Below are 18,213 nucleotides of genomic sequence, written 5' to 3'. Positions count from 1 at the left end.
GGCCGCACGCGGGGACGCTACGAGCGCACGAAAGCTCCCCGCGTGCACTTGAACAGCGGAGGTGTCAGACCCCCTCGCTAGGCTTGAAATTGGGGGTACCCGGCCGGCGCCGTGTGTGTGGTGTGTACGCGTAGGCCGGAGGTGTCCGTGGGGCGGTTGGCACGCGCCGGGTTGTACGCGGGCGCTTTGATCGGGCCGTTCGGCGGCGCCGTGACCACCTCGATCCTGCCCGAGATCGGCGCCAGCTTCGGGAGGTCGGCGGGCAGCGCCGCCTCGACGCTCACCTACTACCTCGTGCCGTTCGCGGTGCTGATGCTGGCTTCCGGCACGCTCGCGCAGCGCTGGGGTCCACAACGGACCATCCGGATCGCCTACGTCGCCTACGCGTTGACGTCCGTGCTGGCCGCCTGCTCGTGGAGCTTCGAGGTGCTGCTGGCCTCCCGCGCGTTGCAGGGCGCGGCGAACTCGTTCACGACGCCGGTGCTGCTGGCGGTGATCGCCGCCTCGACGCCGAGGGAGAAGCTCGGCCGGGCGCTGGGGTTGTTCGGGGCGATGCAGGCGGCCGGGCAGACGTCCGCGCCGCTCGTGGGCGGGCTCACCGCCGAGGTCGACTGGCGGCTGGCGTTCGTGGTCATCGCGGTGGTCGCCGTCGCGCTGGCGGTCCTGGGCGTGCCGCAGACGGAGGGCGAACCGCAGCGCGACGCGAGTCTGCGCAGCGCGTTCGTGCCGAGCACGCTGCGGCCCGCGCTCATCGCGTTCGTCTGCTGGGGGTGCCTGGGCGGGCTGTCGTTCCTCGTGGCGTTCCGGCTGGACGACGTGTTCGGCCTGGGCGCGGGTGAACGCGGTCTGCTGCTCACCGGCTTCGGCATCGTCGGGTTCCTGACCGCGCGGCAGATCGGCAAGGCCGTCGACAGGTTCGGTGCCGCCACCACGGTCGTCGCCGGCGCGACGCTGGGCGCGGGGCTCGTCGCGGCGGTGGGCACGGTCCCGGTCGCGGCGGTCGCGGTCATCGCGTGGGCGCTGACCGGGGCCGCCGCGCAGGGCGTGCTGGTGAGTCTCAACGCGCTGGTGCTGCAGAGCGGCAGCGCCAACAGGGGCGGCAGCGTCAGTGTCGTGCAGTCACTGCGCTTCATGGGCGCCGCCGCGGCCCCGCTGGCGTTCGTCCCGCTCTACCAGTCGCATCCGCTGGCGGCCTTCCTCGTCCCGGCGGCGCTGCTGGTGACCGTGCCCGCAATCCTCACGTGGACAGGTCGCGCCGGCGGAACCCGGCGAACCCCGCCGCCAGAAGCACCACCGCCACCACTGTGAGCCACGCGAGCGGCCCGAAGGTGATGTCCGGGTACTTCGGGACGTGCGTGAACGGCGAGAGATCGATCATCCACTGGTCGAGCTGCAGCGCGGGGCCGAGCAGCGTGAGCACCAGCGCCACCGACACCACCGCCCAGCTCACGCCCGTGAGCTGGGGGAACAGTCCGAACAGGACCAGTGCCACGCCCGCGATCACCCACGCGGCCGGGAGCTGGACCAGTGCCGCGCCGAGCATCTGCGGCAGGACGGTGCCCAGGTCGTTCGTCTGCACCCCGTAGACGAGGCCCAGGCCGAGGCCGGCCGCCGCCAGCACGACCGCGCCGCCCACCAGGGCGAACACCGCGTGCGAGGCCACCCAGCCCCAGCGCGAGACCGGCGTGGCGAGGATCGGTTCCGCGCGGAACGACGTCTCCTCCGACCGCAGCCGCAGGACGGCCTGCACGAGGTAGATCGACGAGATCAGCCCGAGCAGCTGGGTGACGGTCGCGAAGAACGCGTCGACCATCGCGTCGGCCCCGCCGATCTTGCTGACGATCTGCCCGAGCGCCGGGTTGTCCTGCACCATCTGCCCGACGGCCTGCGCGACACTGCCGTAGATCACGCCCACCGCGAACAACGCGATGGACCAGCCGATCAGCGAGCCCTTCTGCAGCCGCCACGCCAGTCCGAACGGGCTGCCGATCGTGCCCTGCGGCGGGCCGAGCCGGGCGGCCAGCAGACCGAGCCCCACGTCGCGGCGGGACACGATGTACGCGGAAACGCCCGTCAGCAGGACGAACGCCGCCAGCGGGAGCAACAACACCCAGAACCTGTTGTCCGCGAACGACCTCACGTGCTCGGTCCAGCCGATCGGCGAGAACCAGGTCAGCCACTGCGGCCCCGACTCCCCCGCCGCGTCGCCCGCCGCGCGCAGCAGGTAGGTGACGCCGAGGAACCCGCCCGCGATCGCGTTGGACACGCGCGAGTTCTCCGAGAGCTGCGCGGTGAACGCGCTGACCGCGGTGAACACCAGCCCGACGCTCGCCGTGGAGAGGCCGAACGCGAACGCGCCCGCCGGGTCCAGGTCCGTGCCGATCAACGCCAGCGCCTGCAGGAGCCCGATCAGCAGGCTCGTGCCACCCGCGACGATCACCGCGGCGGCGAGCGGCGCGTGCCGTCCGACGACCGTGGCGGCGATGAGCTCGGTACGGCCCGCTTCTTCTTCCGCGCGCGTGTGCCGGGTGACGACCAGCATGGCCATGATGGCGACGAACAGGCCGGAGAAGACACCCCAGCGCCACACCACCAGGCCGCCCAGCGACGACCAGTCGTGCAGCGGACCGAGCATCGCCAGGAACGCGGAGTTCGCGTTCGCGGTCACGCCGAGCAGGTCCCGGGACTGCTGGGTGTCGTACAGCTCCGCCAGCGCGGTCGTCGTCGAGTAGGTGACGCCGACGAGGAAGAGCACCCAGATGGGCAGCAGGATCCGGTCGCGGCGCAGCGCCAGGCGGACGAGTTGCCAGGTGCCGATCATTTCGCGTCCTCGTAGTGGCGCAGGAACAGCTCCTCCAGCGTGGGCGGCTGGGAGGTCAGCGTGCGCACGCCCGTCGACACGAGCTGCCTGAGGACGGGGTCGAGCTGGTCCGAGTCCACCTCGAACCTGACCCGGTTGCCCTCGGCGACCAGGTCGTGCACGCCGGCCAGGTCCGTGAGGCCGTTGGGCGGGCCCGCGAGCTCGGCGGAGATCGACGTGCGGGTGAGGTGCCGCAGGTCGGCGAGCGTGCCGGTCTCGACGATGTGGCCGTTGCGGATGATGCTCACCCGGTCGCACAGGGCCTCGACCTCGGCGAGGATGTGGCTGGAGAGCAGCACGGTGCGGCCGCGGCCGCGTTCGTCGTTGATGCAGTCCTGGAACACGGCCTCCATCAGGGGGTCGAGGCCTGAGGTCGGCTCGTCGAGGATCAGCAGTTCGACGTCGCTCGACAGGGCGGCGACCAGCGCGACCTTCTGCCGGTTGCCCTTGGAGTAGGTGCGGCCCTTCTTGCGCGGGTCCAGTTCGAAGCGCTCCAGGAGCTCGGCGCGGCGGGCCTTGTTCAGGCCGCCGCGGAGCCGTCCGAGCAGGTCGATGACCTCGCCACCGGTCAGGTTGGGCCAGAGGTTGACGTCGCCGGGGACGTAGGCGAGGCGGCGGCGCAGGGACGCGGTGTCCTTCCACGGATCGCCGCCGAGCAGCCGCGCGGTGCCGGAGTCGGCACGCAGCAGGCCTAGGAGGACCCTGATCGCCGTCGACTTGCCGGCGCCGTTCGGGCCCAGGAAGCCGTGCACCTCACCGGTCCGGACGTCCAGGTCCAGATCGTCCAGCGCGCGCGTCGGACCGAAGGTCTTCACCAGGCCCGACACGGATATCGCAGATGTCATGGCGGGTAAGCTACGCTTCTTTCACAACTTCGTGAAGCATGTAAATTTTGCCCGATCGGCTGACGAAAGGGATGATGCCGCCGTGACGAGTGCTACGGAGCGTGACACGCAGGCGGTGAGCCAGTTCGTCGAACGGTTCGGCGGGATCCTGGCGGACACCGGCGTGCCCCGCATGCCGGCTCGCATCCTCGCGGCCCTGCTGACGACGGACTCCGGACGGCTCACCGCGGCCGAGATCGCCGACCTGCTGCAGATCTCGCCGGCGGCGGTGTCGGGCGCGATGCGCTACCTGACCACCGTCCAGATCGTCAGCCGCGAACGCGAGCCCGGATCACGCCGCGACGTCTACCGGATGCGCGACAACGTCTGGTACGAGGCGACGTTCCGCAAGGACCAGATGCTCGGCATGATCGACGAGGTGCTCGGCGAGGGCGTCGAGGCGCTCGGCGCGGACTCCGACGCGGGGACGCGGCTGGACGAGACGCGCGAGTTCTTCCGGTTCTGCCACGGCGAGATCGGCTCGATGCTGGACCGCTGGCGGGTGCACCGCGAGAAGTGGCTGTCCAAGCGGCCTTCCTGAACAGCGAAAAGGGGGAGCCTCCACGGGTGGAAGCTCCCCCTCTCCGGTCGCGTCAGCCCGTCGTGAGCGTCAGGTTGTACACCGAGAGGATCTCGTTGAGCGGCTGGTAGTAGGTCGTGCCGCCGCTGGTGCAGTTGCCGGAGCCACCCGAGGTGACGCCCTGCGCCTGCGTGCCGCTGACCCACGAGCCACCCGAGTCACCGGGCTCCGCGCACACGTTCGTGCGGGTGAGGCCGCTGACCGAGCCCTCCTGGTAGTTCACGGTCTGGCTCTTGGCCTGGACCTCGCCGCAGTGCCAGCCCGTGGTCGAGCCGGAACGGCAGATCGAGGCGCCGACCGCGGACTCGGTGTGACCGGAGACGATCACGTCCGCGCCGCCGTAGTGGTTCACCTTGGCCGTGGACGTCCAGGACGAGTTAGTCCTGACGAACGCGTAGTCGTTGCCCGGGAAGGACGACTTGTCGAACTCGCCCATCGCCGTCCTGTCGACGCCGGTCACCGTGTCGCCGGGCGAACCGCAGTGCCCGGCGGTCACGAAGCCGCCCTCGACCGCGAAGCCGACGGAGCAGCGTCCGGCGTTGTTGATGTAGTAGGCGTCGCCACCGCGGGTGTCCTTGAACAGCCGCGGCGCCTCGTCGGTCTCGACGACCTTCGCGACCGGGCCCGCCTTCTCCACCAGCGCCTGCGCCGCCTGGGTCTGGCCGCGCTTGACGGTGATCGTGACCGCGTTCGCCTTCGTGTCGACGTACCAGCCGGTGACCTCGGCCGGAGCCGGCGACGCGTCCAGCTTCTCCTTGGCCGCGTCGAGGTCACTCGCCTTGTGCGCGACCGTGCGGGGCTCCGCGCCGAGCTTGCGGAGCCGGTCGCTCTTGGCCTCGTCGGTCACGCCCACGACGAGCTTGCCGATGGACGCGTCGAACCACGCGCCGCCGAAGCTCTCGCCGGCGAACCCTTCCGCGACCCGCTGCAGGACCGTGGCCGCGCTTTCCTGGCGCAGCCTCTCCGCCGCCTGCGTGGCGTCCAGGCCGAGGTCGCGCTGCATCGCGGCGAGCAGGTCGGCGGAGGGTCCCTCGGCGGCGACGGCGGCAGGGGAGACCGTCGTCGCGAGAGCGCCCGCCAACACGGCCACAGCTGCGACAGCCATGCGCTTCATAGGCAATTCTCCTTGGTCTTCGGTTTTGTGCAGGGCCGGTGTAACGCCGGACCGGGCAACCGCGATGAGGAGATCAGCTGTGCTGCAACACAGCCCGTACGACACCGGATGAATGGCGTCCCCAGGCGGCGAACTGCCCGATCAGTTCGTTCCTCCGTCTGGGCGACGCTACTTCGGCATGCCTACCGGACGGTAGGGTCGTTCGAGGGGTGGACCTCGCGGCGTTCGGGTTGATATAGGGAATCCAAATGCGTCCTCTCAGCCTATTTCCGTGACGCAGAGCAACCATTCGCTTTGACACGCAATGTCAAATCTGTCAACAGTTCGCACTCGCTGGCGTATCCCTCTGACCTGCGGTTTAGGGCTAGCGTCAGGGCACCCTGTTCCCTGCACGAGGGAGAACCCTGCCATGCGAAGAGTCTTGGGTGCGGGACTCACAGCCGCTGCCGCCATGTGTTTGGCCGCCGCTGTGGTCCCGGCTGCGTCAGCTCAAGAAAACGTGGGGACGATTCTCGGCGCCGACCGCGCCGATGTCGTGAAGGACAGCTACATCGTCTCGCTGAAGGCCGATTCGGCGTCGAGGGCCGCCGCACCGGGCTTGGCGAGCAAGTACGGCGGCCAGGTCGGTCAGGTCTGGCAGCACGCGCTCAACGGCTTCTCGGTGAAGATGACGGCCAAGCAGGCCGCCCGTCTCGCCGCGGACCCGAAGGTCGCGTTCGTCCAGCAGGACGCCGAGGTGCACGCGCTCGACGTCCAGCAGAACCCGCCGTCGTGGGGCCTGGACCGCGTCGACCAGCGAGACCTGCCGCTGAGCAACAGCTACCAGTACGACACCACGGCGTCCAACGTGACGGCGTACGTCATCGACACGGGTGTGCGCACGACGCACTCCACGTTCGGCGGCCGTGCGACGTGGGGCACCAACACCTCCGGTGACGGCAACAACAGCGACTGCAACGGCCACGGCACGCACGTCGCCGGCACCATCGCGGGCTCGCAGTACGGCCTCGCGAAGGCCGCCAAGGTCGTCGCCGTCAAGGTGCTGAACTGCTCCGGCTCCGGCACGACCGCCGGTGTCGTCGGCGGTATCGACTGGGTGACGGCGAACGCGGTCAAGCCCGCTGTCGCCAACATGTCGCTCGGCGGCGGCGCGGACGCCACCCTGGACGCGGCCGTGCGCCGTTCCATCGCGTCCGGCGTGACCTACGCGATCGCCTCCGGCAACTCGAACACCGACGCCTGCAGCACCTCGCCGGCACGCGTCGCCGAGGCGATCACGGTCAACTCCTCGACGAACACCGATGCGCGTTCGTCGTTCTCCAACTACGGCTCCTGCACGGACATCTACGCTCCGGGCTCCAGCATCGTGTCGGCGTGGCACACCAACGACACCGCCACGAACAACATCTCCGGCACGTCGATGGCCACCCCGCACGTCGCGGGCGCGGCAGCCCTGTGGCTCGCCACGCATCCCACCGACTCCCCTGCCGCCGTGTGGAACGGCATCAACGCCGCCTCCACGCCCAACAAGATCACCAACGTCGGCGCCAACACGCCGAACAAGCTGCTGTACTCGCTGTTCGGTGCCCCCTCGGGCAACCCCTCGGTGACGAACCCCGGCACGCAGAACTCCACCGTCGGCACGGCGGCGTCGCTGCAGCTCTCGGCCTCGGGCGGCACCTCGCCGTACACGTGGTCCGTCTCCGGTCTCCCGGCCGGTCTGTCGGCGAACGCCTCCGGCGCGATCTCCGGCACCCCGACCACGGCGGGCACCTCCACGGTGACCGCGACGGTGACCGACGCGGCGAACAAGACCGGCACGGCCACGTTCTCCTGGGTCGTGAGCACGGTCGGCGGCAGCTGTGACGCCCGCACCAACTCCACCCCTGTCCGCATCCCTGACAACACCACCGTGACCAGCACGATCGTCGTCTCCGGCTGCGCGGGCAACGCGTCGGCCACCGCGTCGATCAAGGTCTCGATCACCCACACCTACAAGGGCGACCTCGTGGTCGACCTGGTCGCGCCGGACGGCACTGTCGTCAACCTGCACAACCGCAGCGGCGGCTCGACCGACAACATCAACGAGACCTACACCAGGAACCTCTCTGGTGAGGCTGCCAACGGCACCTGGACGCTGCGCGTGCGTGACGCGGCGTACTGGGACACCGGCACGTTGAACAACTGGACGCTCGACGTCTGAGCATCTCCTCGCTGAACGAACCGCCCCCGGTGCTTCCGCCTCGGGGGCGGTTCCACGTCGTAGGCGCAGCCGGCGTCGAAGTTGGCACGCTTGATCGCGAAGTGCCGTCCACACCTTTGCCACCGGTCCATTGTGGCCGTGTCGCATACTCTGCCGGTGATTTCTGGGGAGAGGTGGCAGGTCGTCGTGCACAACGACGACCACAACGTGTTCGCTGTCGTTCACCACCTGATGCGCAAGGTGTGCGGTGCGAGCGATGCGGTCGCGCGGGAGAAGACCACCGAGGTCCACCGCGGCGGGCGTGCGGTGGTAGGCGAGTACGGGAGTCGCGACGAGGCCGAGACGATCGCGCTGGACCTGATCAGGTTCGGCCTGCGCACGTCGTTCGGGAAGGTGTGAGGTGGAGGAGTCCGTCTTCGTCGCGGTCTCGATGGGCGACGGCCTGCTCGTACGGGCGCCGGACGCGTTCGTCGCGTCCGCGCTGCCCCTGCTGGCCGAACTGCTCGATCTGCTCGAGGACGGCGTGGTGCCGCGTGAGCGCAAGAAGCGGTTCTGGCGTGCTCCGACCGCCGAAATCCTGATGCGCCAGATGTTCCCCGACGCGTCCGGGTCCTCTGCCGAGGCGAATGCCTTCTGGGAACGTCACCGGGACGTGCTGATCGACCCCAAGCCCGCGTGGCGCGTGCGGAAGCGGTGCGCGGAGCCGACTCCGTGGTTGCTCGGGTTCGACGAGGTCGACGACTGGCTCATCACGTTCGCACAGTTGCGAGGGCTGCACCTGACGTGGACCCGCGCGACCACGACCAGTGCCGTGGCCTACAGCGGTGTGCAGCAGGCGCTGGTGACGGCCCTCGAACCGAGGACCGCCACCGGATGGCCTGCCGTTTAGAGGTCCACGCCCAAAAGCGCGTCCACCGCGTCACGCATCTGCGACGGCCCGTGCCTGTCCGATCCGCCGTGCGCCAACGCCTCGTCGGCCCAAGCGTCGACAGCGGCCAGCGCACGAGGCGTGTCGAGGTCGTTGCCCAGGTGGTCGCGCAGCCGCGTCACGGTGTCCACTGCGGACGGTCCGGTGTCGAGGTCCGCGGCACGACGCCACTTGTCCAGCCGGACCAGTGCGTCGTCCAGCAGCGACTGGGTCCACGGGCGGTCGGCGCGGTAGTGGCCCGCGAGCAGCGCGAGGCGGACGGCGTTCGGGTCGACCTTCTGCGACCGCAGCTTCGAGACGAAGACCAGGTTGCCGCGCGACTTCGACATCTTCTCGCCGTCGAGGCCGATCATGCCCGCGTGCACATAGTGGCGGGCGAACGGGTGCTGGCCGGTCTGGGCCTCGGCGTGGGCCGCGGAGTACTCGTGGTGCGGGAAGATCAGGTCGGAGCCGCCGCCCTGGACGTCGAAGCCGGCGCCGAGGCGGTTGTGGGCGATGGCGCTGCACTCGATGTGCCAGCCGGGGCGGCCCTCGCCCAGTTCGGACGGCCACGCGGGCTCGCCGGGGCGCTGCATGCGCCACAGCAGGGCGTCGAGCGGGTGGCGCTTGCCGGGACGGTCCGGGTCGCCGCCTCGTTCGGCGAACAGCCGGAGCATCTCCTCGGAGGAGTAGTTCGACTCGTAGCCGAAACGGCCCGTGGCGTTGTGCGAGAAGTAGATGTCCGGGTACTCGGAGTCGTCCGCACGGTAGGCGTGGCCGTCGGCGAGCAGCTTCGCGACCACCTCCACGATCTCGGGGACCGCCTCCACGACGCCGACGTAGTCCTGCGGCGGCAGGACGCGCAACGCCTCCATGTCCTCGCGGAACAGGGCGGTCTCGCGCATCGCGAGCACCTCCCAGTCGTCCTTGTCCCGCAGCGCCCGCTCCAGCAGCGGGTCGTCGACGTCGGTGACGTTCTGGACGTAGTGCACGTTGTGGCCGTTGTCGAGCCACACGCGGTGCACGAGGTCGAACGCCAGATAGGTGGCGGCGTGGCCTAGGTGAGTCGCGTCGTACGGCGTGATCCCGCAGACGTACAACCTGGCGGTGTCTCCTGGAGCCGTCGGACGCACTTCGCCCGTAGCCGTGTCGAACAGCCGCAGCGGGCGGGGGTCCCCCGGAACCCGTGGCACAGGAATCGATGACCAGGTCTGCATGTATCCGACACTAACGCGTGCCACCGGGTCGAGCGTGATCTGCGGGTGTCGGGACGACCACGCCGTGGTTCGTTCGGGCAGAAAGGCAGGACGGTCCTGAGCTGAAAACTGTCAGACCCCGGGCGTACCGTTGGAGATCAGGGCATTCGCCGGTGAAGGGCGGGTCTCATGATCGTCTTCGAAATCCTCGGTGGGCTGGTCGTGCTCGGAGGCCTCGGCCTCGCCATGAGCGCCAGAGTGATCAAACAGTACGAACAGGGGCTGGTGTTCCGGTTCGGCAAGCTCCTGCAGGGCGTGCGCGGGCCGGGGCTGACGATGCTGGTCCCCGGGGTCGACCAGCTCCGGAAGGTCAACCTGCAGATCGTCACCCTGCCCGTACCGGCGCAGGACGGCATCACGCGTGACAACGTCACCGTGCGCGTGGATGCCGTCGTGTACTTCAAGGTGCAGGATCCGGCGAAGGCCGTCATCAACGTCGAGGACTACCGGTTCGCGATGCTGCAGGTGGCGCAGACGTCGCTGCGGTCGATCATCGGCAAGAGCGAGCTCGACGACCTGCTGTCCAACCGCGAGCGCCTCAACCAGGGCCTGGAGCTGATGATCGACACCCCCGCGCTGACGTGGGGCGTCGACATCGACCGCGTCGAGATCAAGGACGTGGCGCTGCCCGAGAGCATGAAGCGCTCGATGTCGCGGCAGGCCGAGGCCGAACGGGAGCGGCGCGCCCGCATCATCACCGCCGACGGCGAGCTGCAGGCGTCCAAGAAGCTCTCCGAGGCCGCCGGGACCATGGAGGCCACGCCCGGCGCGCTCCAGCTGCGGCTGCTGCAGACCATCGTGGAGGTGGCTGCGGAGAAGAACTCGACGCTGGTGCTGCCGTTCCCGGTGGAGCTCCTACGTTTTCTCGAGAAGAACACCAACGTCGAACTACCGAAGGGTGATTCGTCCGAGTGAGTTAACCCGAGTAACACCCTTCTGCGCCGGACGACGTGTGTGTAGGGGGGTGACAACTTTTCTGGGATACGTGAGCGATCGCGACTCGGCGTGATCGAACGTATGTGCTACTTTTGCGTCGAAGGAACCCAGCGGGCTGGCGGGAGCCAAGACGGCGCGCTGGGAACCTGGTTTCCCAGCCGCTGGCTGGGTGGCGGCGAGTTGCGTCGTGACAGCCCGATGGAAACTCATGTAAGACCCACACACGTGGGCGACGGGTACTGCCACGGGAAGACCACACCACCAGTGTGGCCAACGCCGGCACCGCAAGGTACGGCTGCCTGAACCGTAGCGGACTCACGTTCGCTCACGCTTCAGGTAACGGTAGTGACGCATGCAGGAAAGGGTCAGAGGCAGGTTCGTCGGCATCGGTACCAGCTCGTACGAGCTGGTACCGCCGCTGCAGCACGCCGTGAGCGACGTGCGGGAGCTGCGTGCGCTGCTCAAGGGCTACGAGGGCGACCCGCTCGCGGACCCGACCGAGGACGAGATCCGTGCGCACATGAAGGCGCTGCGCCAGCAGCCGCAGGACGGCGGCGCGCTGGTGGCGTTGTGGAGCGGGCACGCGATCCCCGTCGCGGGCAACCTCAGGCTCCTGGCCAGGGACAACGACGGCGTGGTCGACGGGGTCATGCTGCACGAGTTCGCGCTGTGGTGCGCCGCGTCGGGCGCCCACCAGGTGCTCATCATCATCGACGCCTGCTACTCCGGCGCCCAGCTCGACGAGGCCGTCCGCACGGTCGCCGCCCTCCAGGAGGAGCTGCTGGCGGGCCAGGTGCACTGGGCGGGCGTGCTGGTGTCGTGTTCGAGCGTCGAAACGGCCCGTGACGGCCTGTTCGGCGGCAAGCTCCGCAAGCTGCTGCGTGCCGGTCCCACAGCCGATGAGGACGCACGACGGTGGAGCGACCGCATCGCGTTGGTCGACGGTGGCGCGGTCGGCACGGCGTTGCTGAACGCATGGGACAGCGACGTCCAACGGCCGCGCTTCATGCAGTACGGGTCCGCGCAGCCGATGCTGCCGAACCCTCTCTACGCCGCGAACACGGTCGTGAAGCACCTCCTGCTGGCGGCACGCGGTGGTGACTCCACGTCCGGCCGTTCGTGGTTCACCGGCCGCACCGCCCAGGTCGACAAGGTCGTGAGCTGGGCGAAGTCGGAGTCAGCCGGCCTGCGGGTGGTCACCGGGTCGCCGGGCACCGGCAAGTCCGCGGTCGTCGGCCGGGTCGTCAGCCTGTCCAACCCTGCCGAGCGCGACCTGCTGCTGAGCACCGGGCCGTCGTTCCGGCACGCCGACCCCGGCCCCGGCTCGGTCGACGCGGCCGTGCACGCCCGCGCGATGGACGCCGACCGCGTGGCCGACCTGCTCAGCCGCCAGCTCGTCGCCGCGGGCCTGGTCCCCGCCCCCGACGGCCCACGCCGGGGCGCCGCCGAACTGGTCGGTGTGGTCAGCGCGCTGGCCTCGCCGCCGGTGCTGGTGGTCGACGGTCTGGACGAGGCGCGCGGTGAGTCGTTCGCGATCGCCACCTCGCTGCTGACCAAGCTCGCGAGCTACGCGGTCGTGATCGTCTCGACGCGGCAGGCACAGCGGGTCGCGGGTGGTGCTCCCCTGCTGACCGAGCTGTCGCCGGTCGAGGTGCTGGACCTGGACGATGCGGACAGCGAGTCCGATGTCCGCGAGTACGTCGTGGCGCGGCTGGGCCCCGGCGCGGCGCAGTCCACTGTGGACGAGCTGGCGAAGCTGCCGTTCCTGACCGCGTGGATGATCACCGACCAGGTGCTGGCCGACGGCGGCGCCGATCTGAAGCTCTCGCTGCACGCGGCGTTCGACCGTGAGCTCGCGAAGGTGCCCTCGGCCCGTGCGCTGCTGACGGCGCTGACGTGGAGCTACGGCGCGGGATTCCCCGAGGCCGAGTGGAGGGCTGTCGCGCAGGCGTTGTCGGGCGAGGAGTTCACCCGTGACGACATCACCGCCGTGCTCACCGAACTGGGCCGTCACGTCGTGCAGGACGGTGAGGAGGGCACGGCGGTCTTCAAGCTGACACACCAGACGTTCGCCGACCACCTGCGGTCCCCGTTCGCGCCGAGCCGGGACGAGGTGTTCGCGCCGGACGCGGAGAAGGTGGCCTGCGCGCTGATCGAGCTGTACCGGCAGCGGATGGAGGCCGGGGTCCCGCCGAACGTGCCGGGCTACCTGTGGAAGTACGCCTGGCGGCACTGCGGGCACGCGGGCACGCGGGCGTTGGACGGGTTGCGTGCGCTCGCGGTGATGAACCGGATGTTGTTGCCGGACATCGCACTCGCGGCCACGACGGCGGCGAACGAGCTGATGCACTGGGGTCGCGGCGACGAGGCCATCCCGCCTCTCGAAGAAGCCGCCGAGCACTTCCGCGCGCTGGTGCCGACGCTGCGGATGTACCTGGCGGACTTGGCTTTCGTGCTGAACAAGCTGGGCCGCCGGTTCCGCGAGGCCGGACGGCTGCAGCAGGCCGTGGCGCCTGCCGAAGAGGCCGCCGTGCGGTACCGCGAGCTGGTGGCGTCGACTCCGACGACGGCGGAAAGCCTTACGCACAAACGGCTTGCGCAACGCATCGCAAAGACGACGACGCAGGGCGGCGACAACCCGACGTACGCGGCGCACCTCAGTGGCGCGCTGGTGGACCTGAGCGAGGTCTACGCGATGCTCGGGCGCAGGCGAGACGCGCTGTCCACGGCCCGTGACGCCGTTGCGGCCGTGGAGACCGACGCACCGCTTGCGCGCGCGATCACGTGTCTAGCCGCACGGTGCAGCGACTCCGGGTTGCGCTATGAGGCGATGCAACGGTCGAAGCAGGCCGTCGAGCTGTACTACTCGCTCGCGCAGACGAATCCGGTGTTCCTCGCGGACCTGGTCAGCGCCCTGGTCGAACTGAGCCGCGACTGCCTGGCGCTGGGCAGGCTGTCCGACGCCGGTAGCATGACGCAGCAGGCCGCGGACATCAGCGGCACGCTCGGCCGGCACGCCGCGTTCCGTCCCCAGCTCGCCGACGCGGCGCTGAGCCTGAGCGTCGCGTACAGCATGGTCGGCCGCACGGACGCGGCACTGAACGTCGCCCGGCAGGCCGCGGACCTCGCTGACGGCCTGCCGGTGCACGGCCAGGCGCTGCACAACCTGATGCGCCGCCAGCGTGACGCGGACAAGCCCCGCGAGGCCCTGGCCACCGGTCTGCGGACCGTCGAGGTGTGCCTGCTGCCGGAGAACACCGACAGGCTGTCGACGCTGGCGGCGGCGTTGTTCACGCTCGACACTCTCTGCGCGGGCCTGAAGCAGCCCGAGATCGTCGACGAGACCTGGGAACGGGTGACCGCGCGGTTCGCCGGCCCGCACCTCGCGACCCTGCTGATGCTGCGGGCGGCGGCCACGAGGGCCGGTGATCCGGCGGCGGCGAAGTGGCTGTGCCAGGCACTCACGCACGTCGGCCAGTCGCGGCAGGCGATCCACGACGTGCACGACATCGCCCGCCGCCACTACGACTCGGGTCCGTGGCCGTGGGACACCACGCCGGACTGGCTGTCGGTGGATCGGACGCTGCTGCGGACCGCCCGCTCGTGGGTGTTCGCGCGCTCGTACGTGGAGGAGCAGGACATCCTGCTCCGGCACCCCGAGTTGTTGTCCACGGACGCGGATGTCGCCGTCACGGAGGCGTTGTACGGGACGAGCCTGATCGAGGCGCAGGTCATCCAGGCGCGCCGGGTGAACGCACAGCAGCAGGGCGTCGTGCTCGCCTATCGGCCGTGGCTGCTCGCGAGTCTCGCGGACGAGTTCGTGGACGCCACGCCCGCACGCCGGCGCGAACTGTTCACTACGCGCCGGGAGGAGTTGCTGGACAAGGAAGTGCTGAAGAACGTCCGCGACAACCGGCCCGTGCACGCGTTGCTGCTGCTGGCGGACGAGGACGCTGATGTGCTCGACCTCGTGCTGGACGCCATGGAAGACCCTGCGCGTGTGACCGACGTCCTGCGCGGGCTCGCCGCTGGTGCGTCACCTCAAGCGCTCACCCAGGCCGTGACGGCGTTGGAGCCGCACGCGTTGGCAGCGCTGTACAAGGTGGTCGCGCGCGCTCGGGCCGGCGACTCACGGCTGGCGTTGCCCGCGCATGGTCAACGGCTGGCGTGGATCCGCGAGCTGACCTACCTGGTGCCCGCGAACTTCGCGTTGCTCTCCCTCATCCGCAAGCTCGCCGAGGAGTCTTGATGACCGATCTGGTGGTGGTCCTGCCCGGAATTCTCGGCAGCACGCTGCGCAACGAGGACGGCATGGTCTGGGAGGTGTCGGGCAAGGCCGCGTTGCGCGCGGTGCTGACGCTCGGCCGCAGCCTGAAGAAGCTCAAGCTCCCGGCCGGCATCGGCGACGAGCACCCCGGCGACGGCGTCGAGCCCGTGGGGCTGATGGCGGATCTGCACGTCATCCCGGGCATCTGGACCCCGTTGAAGGGCTACGACCGGGTGACCAGGCGGATGAACTCGCTCGGCTACACCGTCGAGAAGGGAAACCTGCTGCTCTTCGCCTATGACTGGCGGCTGTCGAACCGCTACAACGGCGCGTTGCTGGCCCGGCGGGTGGACGAGGCGCTGGACCGGATCGGGCCGGACGCCAAGGTGAGCTTCGTGTGCCACTCGATGGGCGGGCTGGTCGCGCGGTGGTGCGTCGAGCAGTGCGGGATGGCCGAGCGGACCGCGAAGCTGATCACGATGGGCACGCCCTATCGAGGGGCGGCCGCCGCGCTGGACCAGCTGGTCAACGGCGTGCGCAAGGAACTCGGGCCGCTGGCGATCGACCTGACGGAGTTCGCGCGGTCGATGCCGTCGCTGCACCAGCTGCTGCCCGAGTACGCGTGCATCGAGTCCGCCGGTGGCCTCCTCAAGACCACTGAGGTGTCGTTGCCCGAGCTCGACACGAAGATGGTCACGGACGCGATGGCGTTCCACGGCTCGTTGACCGACTCGTTCGCCGACAGGACGTACGCGATCCTCGGCGGTAAGCAGCCGACGGCCACCACTGCTCGTATCGCCGACGGCAAAGTCACCTGCTATCGGACGTATGAGGGCGACGACCTGTACGGGGACTCGACCGTGCCGATGCTCGGTGCCGCACGCCGTGGCCTGGCATTGGACTCGAACACGCTGCACCGCGTGACGGAGCAGCACACGTCGTTGCAGGACAACGCCGCCGTGCTGGACGCCGTGGAGTCGTTCCTCACCGCGAAACCCATCGTCCCGCGCAACGTGACCGCGACCGAGCCGCAGGTCAGCGTGCCGGACCTGGCGCTGACCGGGGAGGACCTGGAGGTCACCGTCGAGCTGAAGGACACGCCGGCACGGGCCTTGAAGGTGGCGTTGCTCGACGAGAACGGCAAACAGGTCGAATCGCGCGGTCCGGCGATCTCCGAGAGGATGTCGATCAGATTCGGTGAATTGGCCCCCGGCGCCTACTACGTGCAGGTCAGCGGCATTTCCGTCGGCGCTCCGGTGGTCCCGGTGACCAGTGCGGTGCTCGTCGTGGATTGCCCCTCGGTCTGACCGGGAGGACGATTTACCTCTGGCACGGAGGAGGCGCGATGACCACGATCAAGCCAACGCCCGTAGTGCCCCATCCGGGGGCGGCACGAGCACGGCCGAAGGGCTCGTACTTCCTCCAGCTGTTCAAGACGACAGATCCCAAGCAGATCGGGATCATGTACCTGACCACGTCGTTCGCGTTCTTCATGATCGGCGGCGTGATGGCGCTGCTGATGCGCGGCGAGCTGGCGCGGCCGGGGCTGCAGTTCCTGTCGAACGAGCAGTACAACCAGCTGTTCACCATGCACGGCACGATCATGCTGCTGCTGTACGCGACGCCGATCCTGTTCGGGTTCGCGAACTTCGTCCTGCCGCTGCAGATCGGCTCGCCGGACGTCGCGTTCCCGCGCCTGAACGCCTTCTCGTACTGGCTCTTCCTGTTCGGCGGCACCACCGTCGTAGCGGGATTCGTGACCCCGGGCGGCGCGGCGGACTTCGGCTGGTTCGCCTACACGCCGTTGTCGTCGGCGATGCACTCGCCGGGTATCGGCGCAGACCTGTGGATCATGGGTCTGGCGGTGTCCGGTCTGGGCACGATCCTCGGCGCGGTCAACATGATCACCACCGTCGTGTGCCTGCGGGCACCGGGCATGACGATGTTCCGGATGCCGGTCTTCACCTGGAACATCCTGGTGACGTCCGTGCTGATCCTGCTGGCCTTCCCGATCCTGACCGCGGCTCTGATGGGCCTGGCGGCGGACCGGCACCTCGGGGCACACGTGTTCGACCCGGCCAACGGCGGCGTGATCCTGTGGCAGCACCTGTTCTGGTTCTTCGGCCATCCCGAGGTGTACATCGTCGCGTTGCCGTTCTTCGGGATCGTGACGGAGATCTTCCCCGTGTTCAGCCGCAAACCGTTGTTCGGCTACAAGGGCCTGGTGTTCGCGACTCTCGCGATCGCGATGCTGTCCGTGGCCGTGTGGGCGCACCACATGTACGCGACGGGTGCGGTGCTGCTGCCGTTCTTCGCGCTGATGACGTTCCTGATCGCGGTGCCGACGGGCATCAAGTTCTTCAACTGGATCGGCACGATGTGGAAGGGGCAGCTGACCTTCGAGACGCCGATGCTGTTCTCGATCGGCTTCCTCGTGACGTTCCTCTTCGGTGGCCTGACGGGCATCCTGCTGGCCTCGCCGGCCGTCGACTTCCACGTGTCCGACACGTACTTCGTGGTGGCGCACTTCCACTACGTGCTGTTCGGCACGATCGTGTTCGCCACGTACGCGGGCCTCTACTTCTGGTTCCCGAAGATGACCGGCCGGATGCTGAACGAGCCGCTGGGCAAGCTGCATTTCTGGACGACGTTCTTCGGCTTCCACGGCACGTTCCTCGTGCAGCACTGGCTGGGCAACGAGGGCATGCCGCGCCGCTACGCCGACTACCTGCCCACCGACGGCTTCACGTTCCTCAACACGCTCTCCACGATCGGCGCGTTCCTGCTCGGCGCGTCCGTGCTCCCGTTCGTGTGGAACGTCTTCCGCTCCTACCGCTACGGCGACCCGGCCCCGCAGGACGACCCGTGGGGCTACGGCAACTCGCTGGAGTGGGCCACGACCTCACCCCCGCCGCGGCACAACTTCATGGAGCTGCCGCGGATCCGCTCGGAGCGTCCGGCGTTCGAGCTGCACTACCCGCACATGGTGGAGCGGATGCGCGACGAGGCGCACTTCTCGCTGACCCATCCCGGCAAGCACCGGGTGGGCAAGGACGAGGTCACCGAGAAGGCGCTCGCGTCGACCGAACGGGACGGCACCGACACGGACTAGGGCGTGTCCCGTAAGTCCGTTCGATGAGAGTCACGGTCGAGAGTCCCGGAGGCGGTGCCGCCGCGACGGCCTCATACCGGGCGTATTCGGGCGT

General features: G+C 69.2%; 13 protein-coding genes. 9 read left to right on the top strand and 4 right to left on the bottom strand.

What is annotated here, in order from left to right; all coding sequences use genetic code 11:
* Positions 1-147: 147 nt before the first annotated feature.
* Positions 148-1,308 (top strand): MFS transporter, encoded by a 1,161-nt coding sequence (locus tag IG04_RS0114180; protein WP_245816197.1) that lies wholly within the window; start codon positions 148-150, stop codon positions 1,306-1,308.
* Here IG04_RS0114180 and IG04_RS0114175 read toward each other — a convergent pair.
* Positions 1,238-2,821 (bottom strand): ABC transporter permease, encoded by a 1,584-nt coding sequence (locus IG04_RS0114175; RefSeq protein ID WP_036014628.1) that lies wholly within the window; start codon positions 2,819-2,821, stop codon positions 1,238-1,240. The genes IG04_RS0114180 and IG04_RS0114175 overlap by 71 nt on opposite strands.
* On the bottom strand, positions 2,818-3,705 hold the full coding sequence (locus IG04_RS0114170) for an ABC transporter ATP-binding protein (protein WP_030477089.1): 888 nt from the start codon (positions 3,703-3,705) through the stop codon (positions 2,818-2,820). The genes IG04_RS0114175 and IG04_RS0114170 overlap by 4 nt, the downstream gene beginning before the upstream one ends.
* A gap of 82 nt (positions 3,706-3,787) precedes the next feature.
* Here IG04_RS0114170 and IG04_RS0114165 point away from each other — a divergent pair, with 82 nt between their 5' ends.
* Entirely contained in the window at positions 3,788-4,285 is a 498-nt protein-coding gene (locus tag IG04_RS0114165; protein ID WP_030477088.1) for a GbsR/MarR family transcriptional regulator, read from the top strand.
* A 52-nt stretch (positions 4,286-4,337) separates the two neighbouring features.
* Here IG04_RS0114165 and IG04_RS0114160 read toward each other — a convergent pair whose 3' ends face one another.
* Positions 4,338-5,438: a S1 family peptidase gene (locus IG04_RS0114160; RefSeq protein ID WP_030477087.1), complete on the bottom strand. Its 1,101-nt coding sequence runs from the start codon at positions 5,436-5,438 to the stop codon at positions 4,338-4,340.
* Between the two features lie 499 nt (positions 5,439-5,937).
* Between IG04_RS0114160 and IG04_RS0114155 the strand changes: the two genes are divergently transcribed.
* From IG04_RS0114155 to IG04_RS0114145, 3 genes are all read left to right on the top strand, one after another.
* Positions 5,938-7,641, top strand: a complete 1,704-nt coding sequence (locus IG04_RS0114155; protein WP_338043531.1) for a S8 family peptidase — start codon at positions 5,938-5,940, stop codon at positions 7,639-7,641.
* 156 nt (positions 7,642-7,797) lie between these two features.
* Positions 7,798-8,040 (top strand): ATP-dependent Clp protease adaptor ClpS, encoded by a 243-nt coding sequence (locus tag IG04_RS0114150; RefSeq protein WP_159460469.1) that lies wholly within the window; start codon positions 7,798-7,800, stop codon positions 8,038-8,040.
* Between the two features lies 1 nt (position 8,041).
* Positions 8,042-8,530 carry a hypothetical protein gene (locus IG04_RS0114145; protein ID WP_030477084.1) on the top strand — a complete coding sequence of 163 codons (489 nt, stop codon included), beginning with the start codon at positions 8,042-8,044 and terminating at the stop codon, positions 8,528-8,530.
* Here the strand turns inward: IG04_RS0114145 and mshC are convergent.
* Complete coding sequence (gene mshC, locus IG04_RS0114140; protein WP_030477083.1) at positions 8,527-9,765, bottom strand: cysteine--1-D-myo-inosityl 2-amino-2-deoxy-alpha-D-glucopyranoside ligase; 1,239 nt, start codon at positions 9,763-9,765, stop codon at positions 8,527-8,529. The genes IG04_RS0114145 and mshC overlap by 4 nt on opposite strands.
* 171 nt (positions 9,766-9,936) lie before the next feature.
* Here mshC and IG04_RS0114135 point away from each other — a divergent pair, with 171 nt between their 5' ends.
* The 4 genes from IG04_RS0114135 (at position 9,937) to ctaD (ending at position 18,119) form a co-directional block, all read left to right on the top strand.
* Positions 9,937-10,719, top strand: a complete 783-nt coding sequence (locus IG04_RS0114135; RefSeq protein ID WP_030477082.1) for a slipin family protein — start codon at positions 9,937-9,939, stop codon at positions 10,717-10,719.
* Positions 10,720-11,092: 373 nt separating this feature from the next.
* Positions 11,093-14,989 carry a caspase family protein gene (locus IG04_RS0114130; protein ID WP_030477081.1) on the top strand — a complete coding sequence of 1,299 codons (3,897 nt, stop codon included), beginning with the start codon at positions 11,093-11,095 and terminating at the stop codon, positions 14,987-14,989.
* Positions 14,989-16,314: an esterase/lipase family protein gene (locus IG04_RS0114125; RefSeq protein ID WP_030477080.1), complete on the top strand. Its 1,326-nt coding sequence runs from the start codon at positions 14,989-14,991 to the stop codon at positions 16,312-16,314. Before IG04_RS0114130 ends, IG04_RS0114125 begins: the two co-directional genes overlap by 1 nt.
* A gap of 38 nt (positions 16,315-16,352) precedes the next feature.
* Positions 16,353-18,119 carry an aa3-type cytochrome oxidase subunit I gene (gene ctaD, locus IG04_RS0114120; protein WP_030477079.1) on the top strand — a complete coding sequence of 589 codons (1,767 nt, stop codon included), beginning with the start codon at positions 16,353-16,355 and terminating at the stop codon, positions 18,117-18,119.
* The last annotated feature ends 94 nt before the right edge of the window (positions 18,120-18,213 follow it).

The organism is Lentzea albidocapillata, assembly GCF_000719115.1.
GTDB lineage: Bacteria > Actinomycetota > Actinomycetes > Mycobacteriales > Pseudonocardiaceae > Lentzea > Lentzea albidocapillata.
This window is presented reverse-complemented; position numbering and strand designations above follow the sequence as displayed.

Excerpts from the sequence above, each read along its gene's own strand:
- IG04_RS0114175 (WP_036014628.1), bottom strand. The coding sequence starts at position 2,821 with ATGATCGGCACCTGGCAACTCGTCCGCCTGGCGCTGCGCCGCGACCGG.
- IG04_RS0114170 (WP_030477089.1), bottom strand. The coding sequence starts at position 3,705 with ATGACATCTGCGATATCCGTGTCGGGCCTGGTGAAGACCTTCGGTCCG.
- IG04_RS0114160 (WP_030477087.1), bottom strand. The coding sequence starts at position 5,438 with ATGAAGCGCATGGCTGTCGCAGCTGTGGCCGTGTTGGCGGGCGCTCTC.
- mshC (WP_030477083.1), bottom strand. The coding sequence starts at position 9,765 with ATGCAGACCTGGTCATCGATTCCTGTGCCACGGGTTCCGGGGGACCCC.
- IG04_RS0114130 (WP_030477081.1), top strand. The coding sequence starts at position 11,093 with ATGCAGGAAAGGGTCAGAGGCAGGTTCGTCGGCATCGGTACCAGCTCG.
- IG04_RS0114125 (WP_030477080.1), top strand. The coding sequence starts at position 14,989 with ATGACCGATCTGGTGGTGGTCCTGCCCGGAATTCTCGGCAGCACGCTG.
- ctaD (WP_030477079.1), top strand. The coding sequence starts at position 16,353 with ATGACCACGATCAAGCCAACGCCCGTAGTGCCCCATCCGGGGGCGGCA.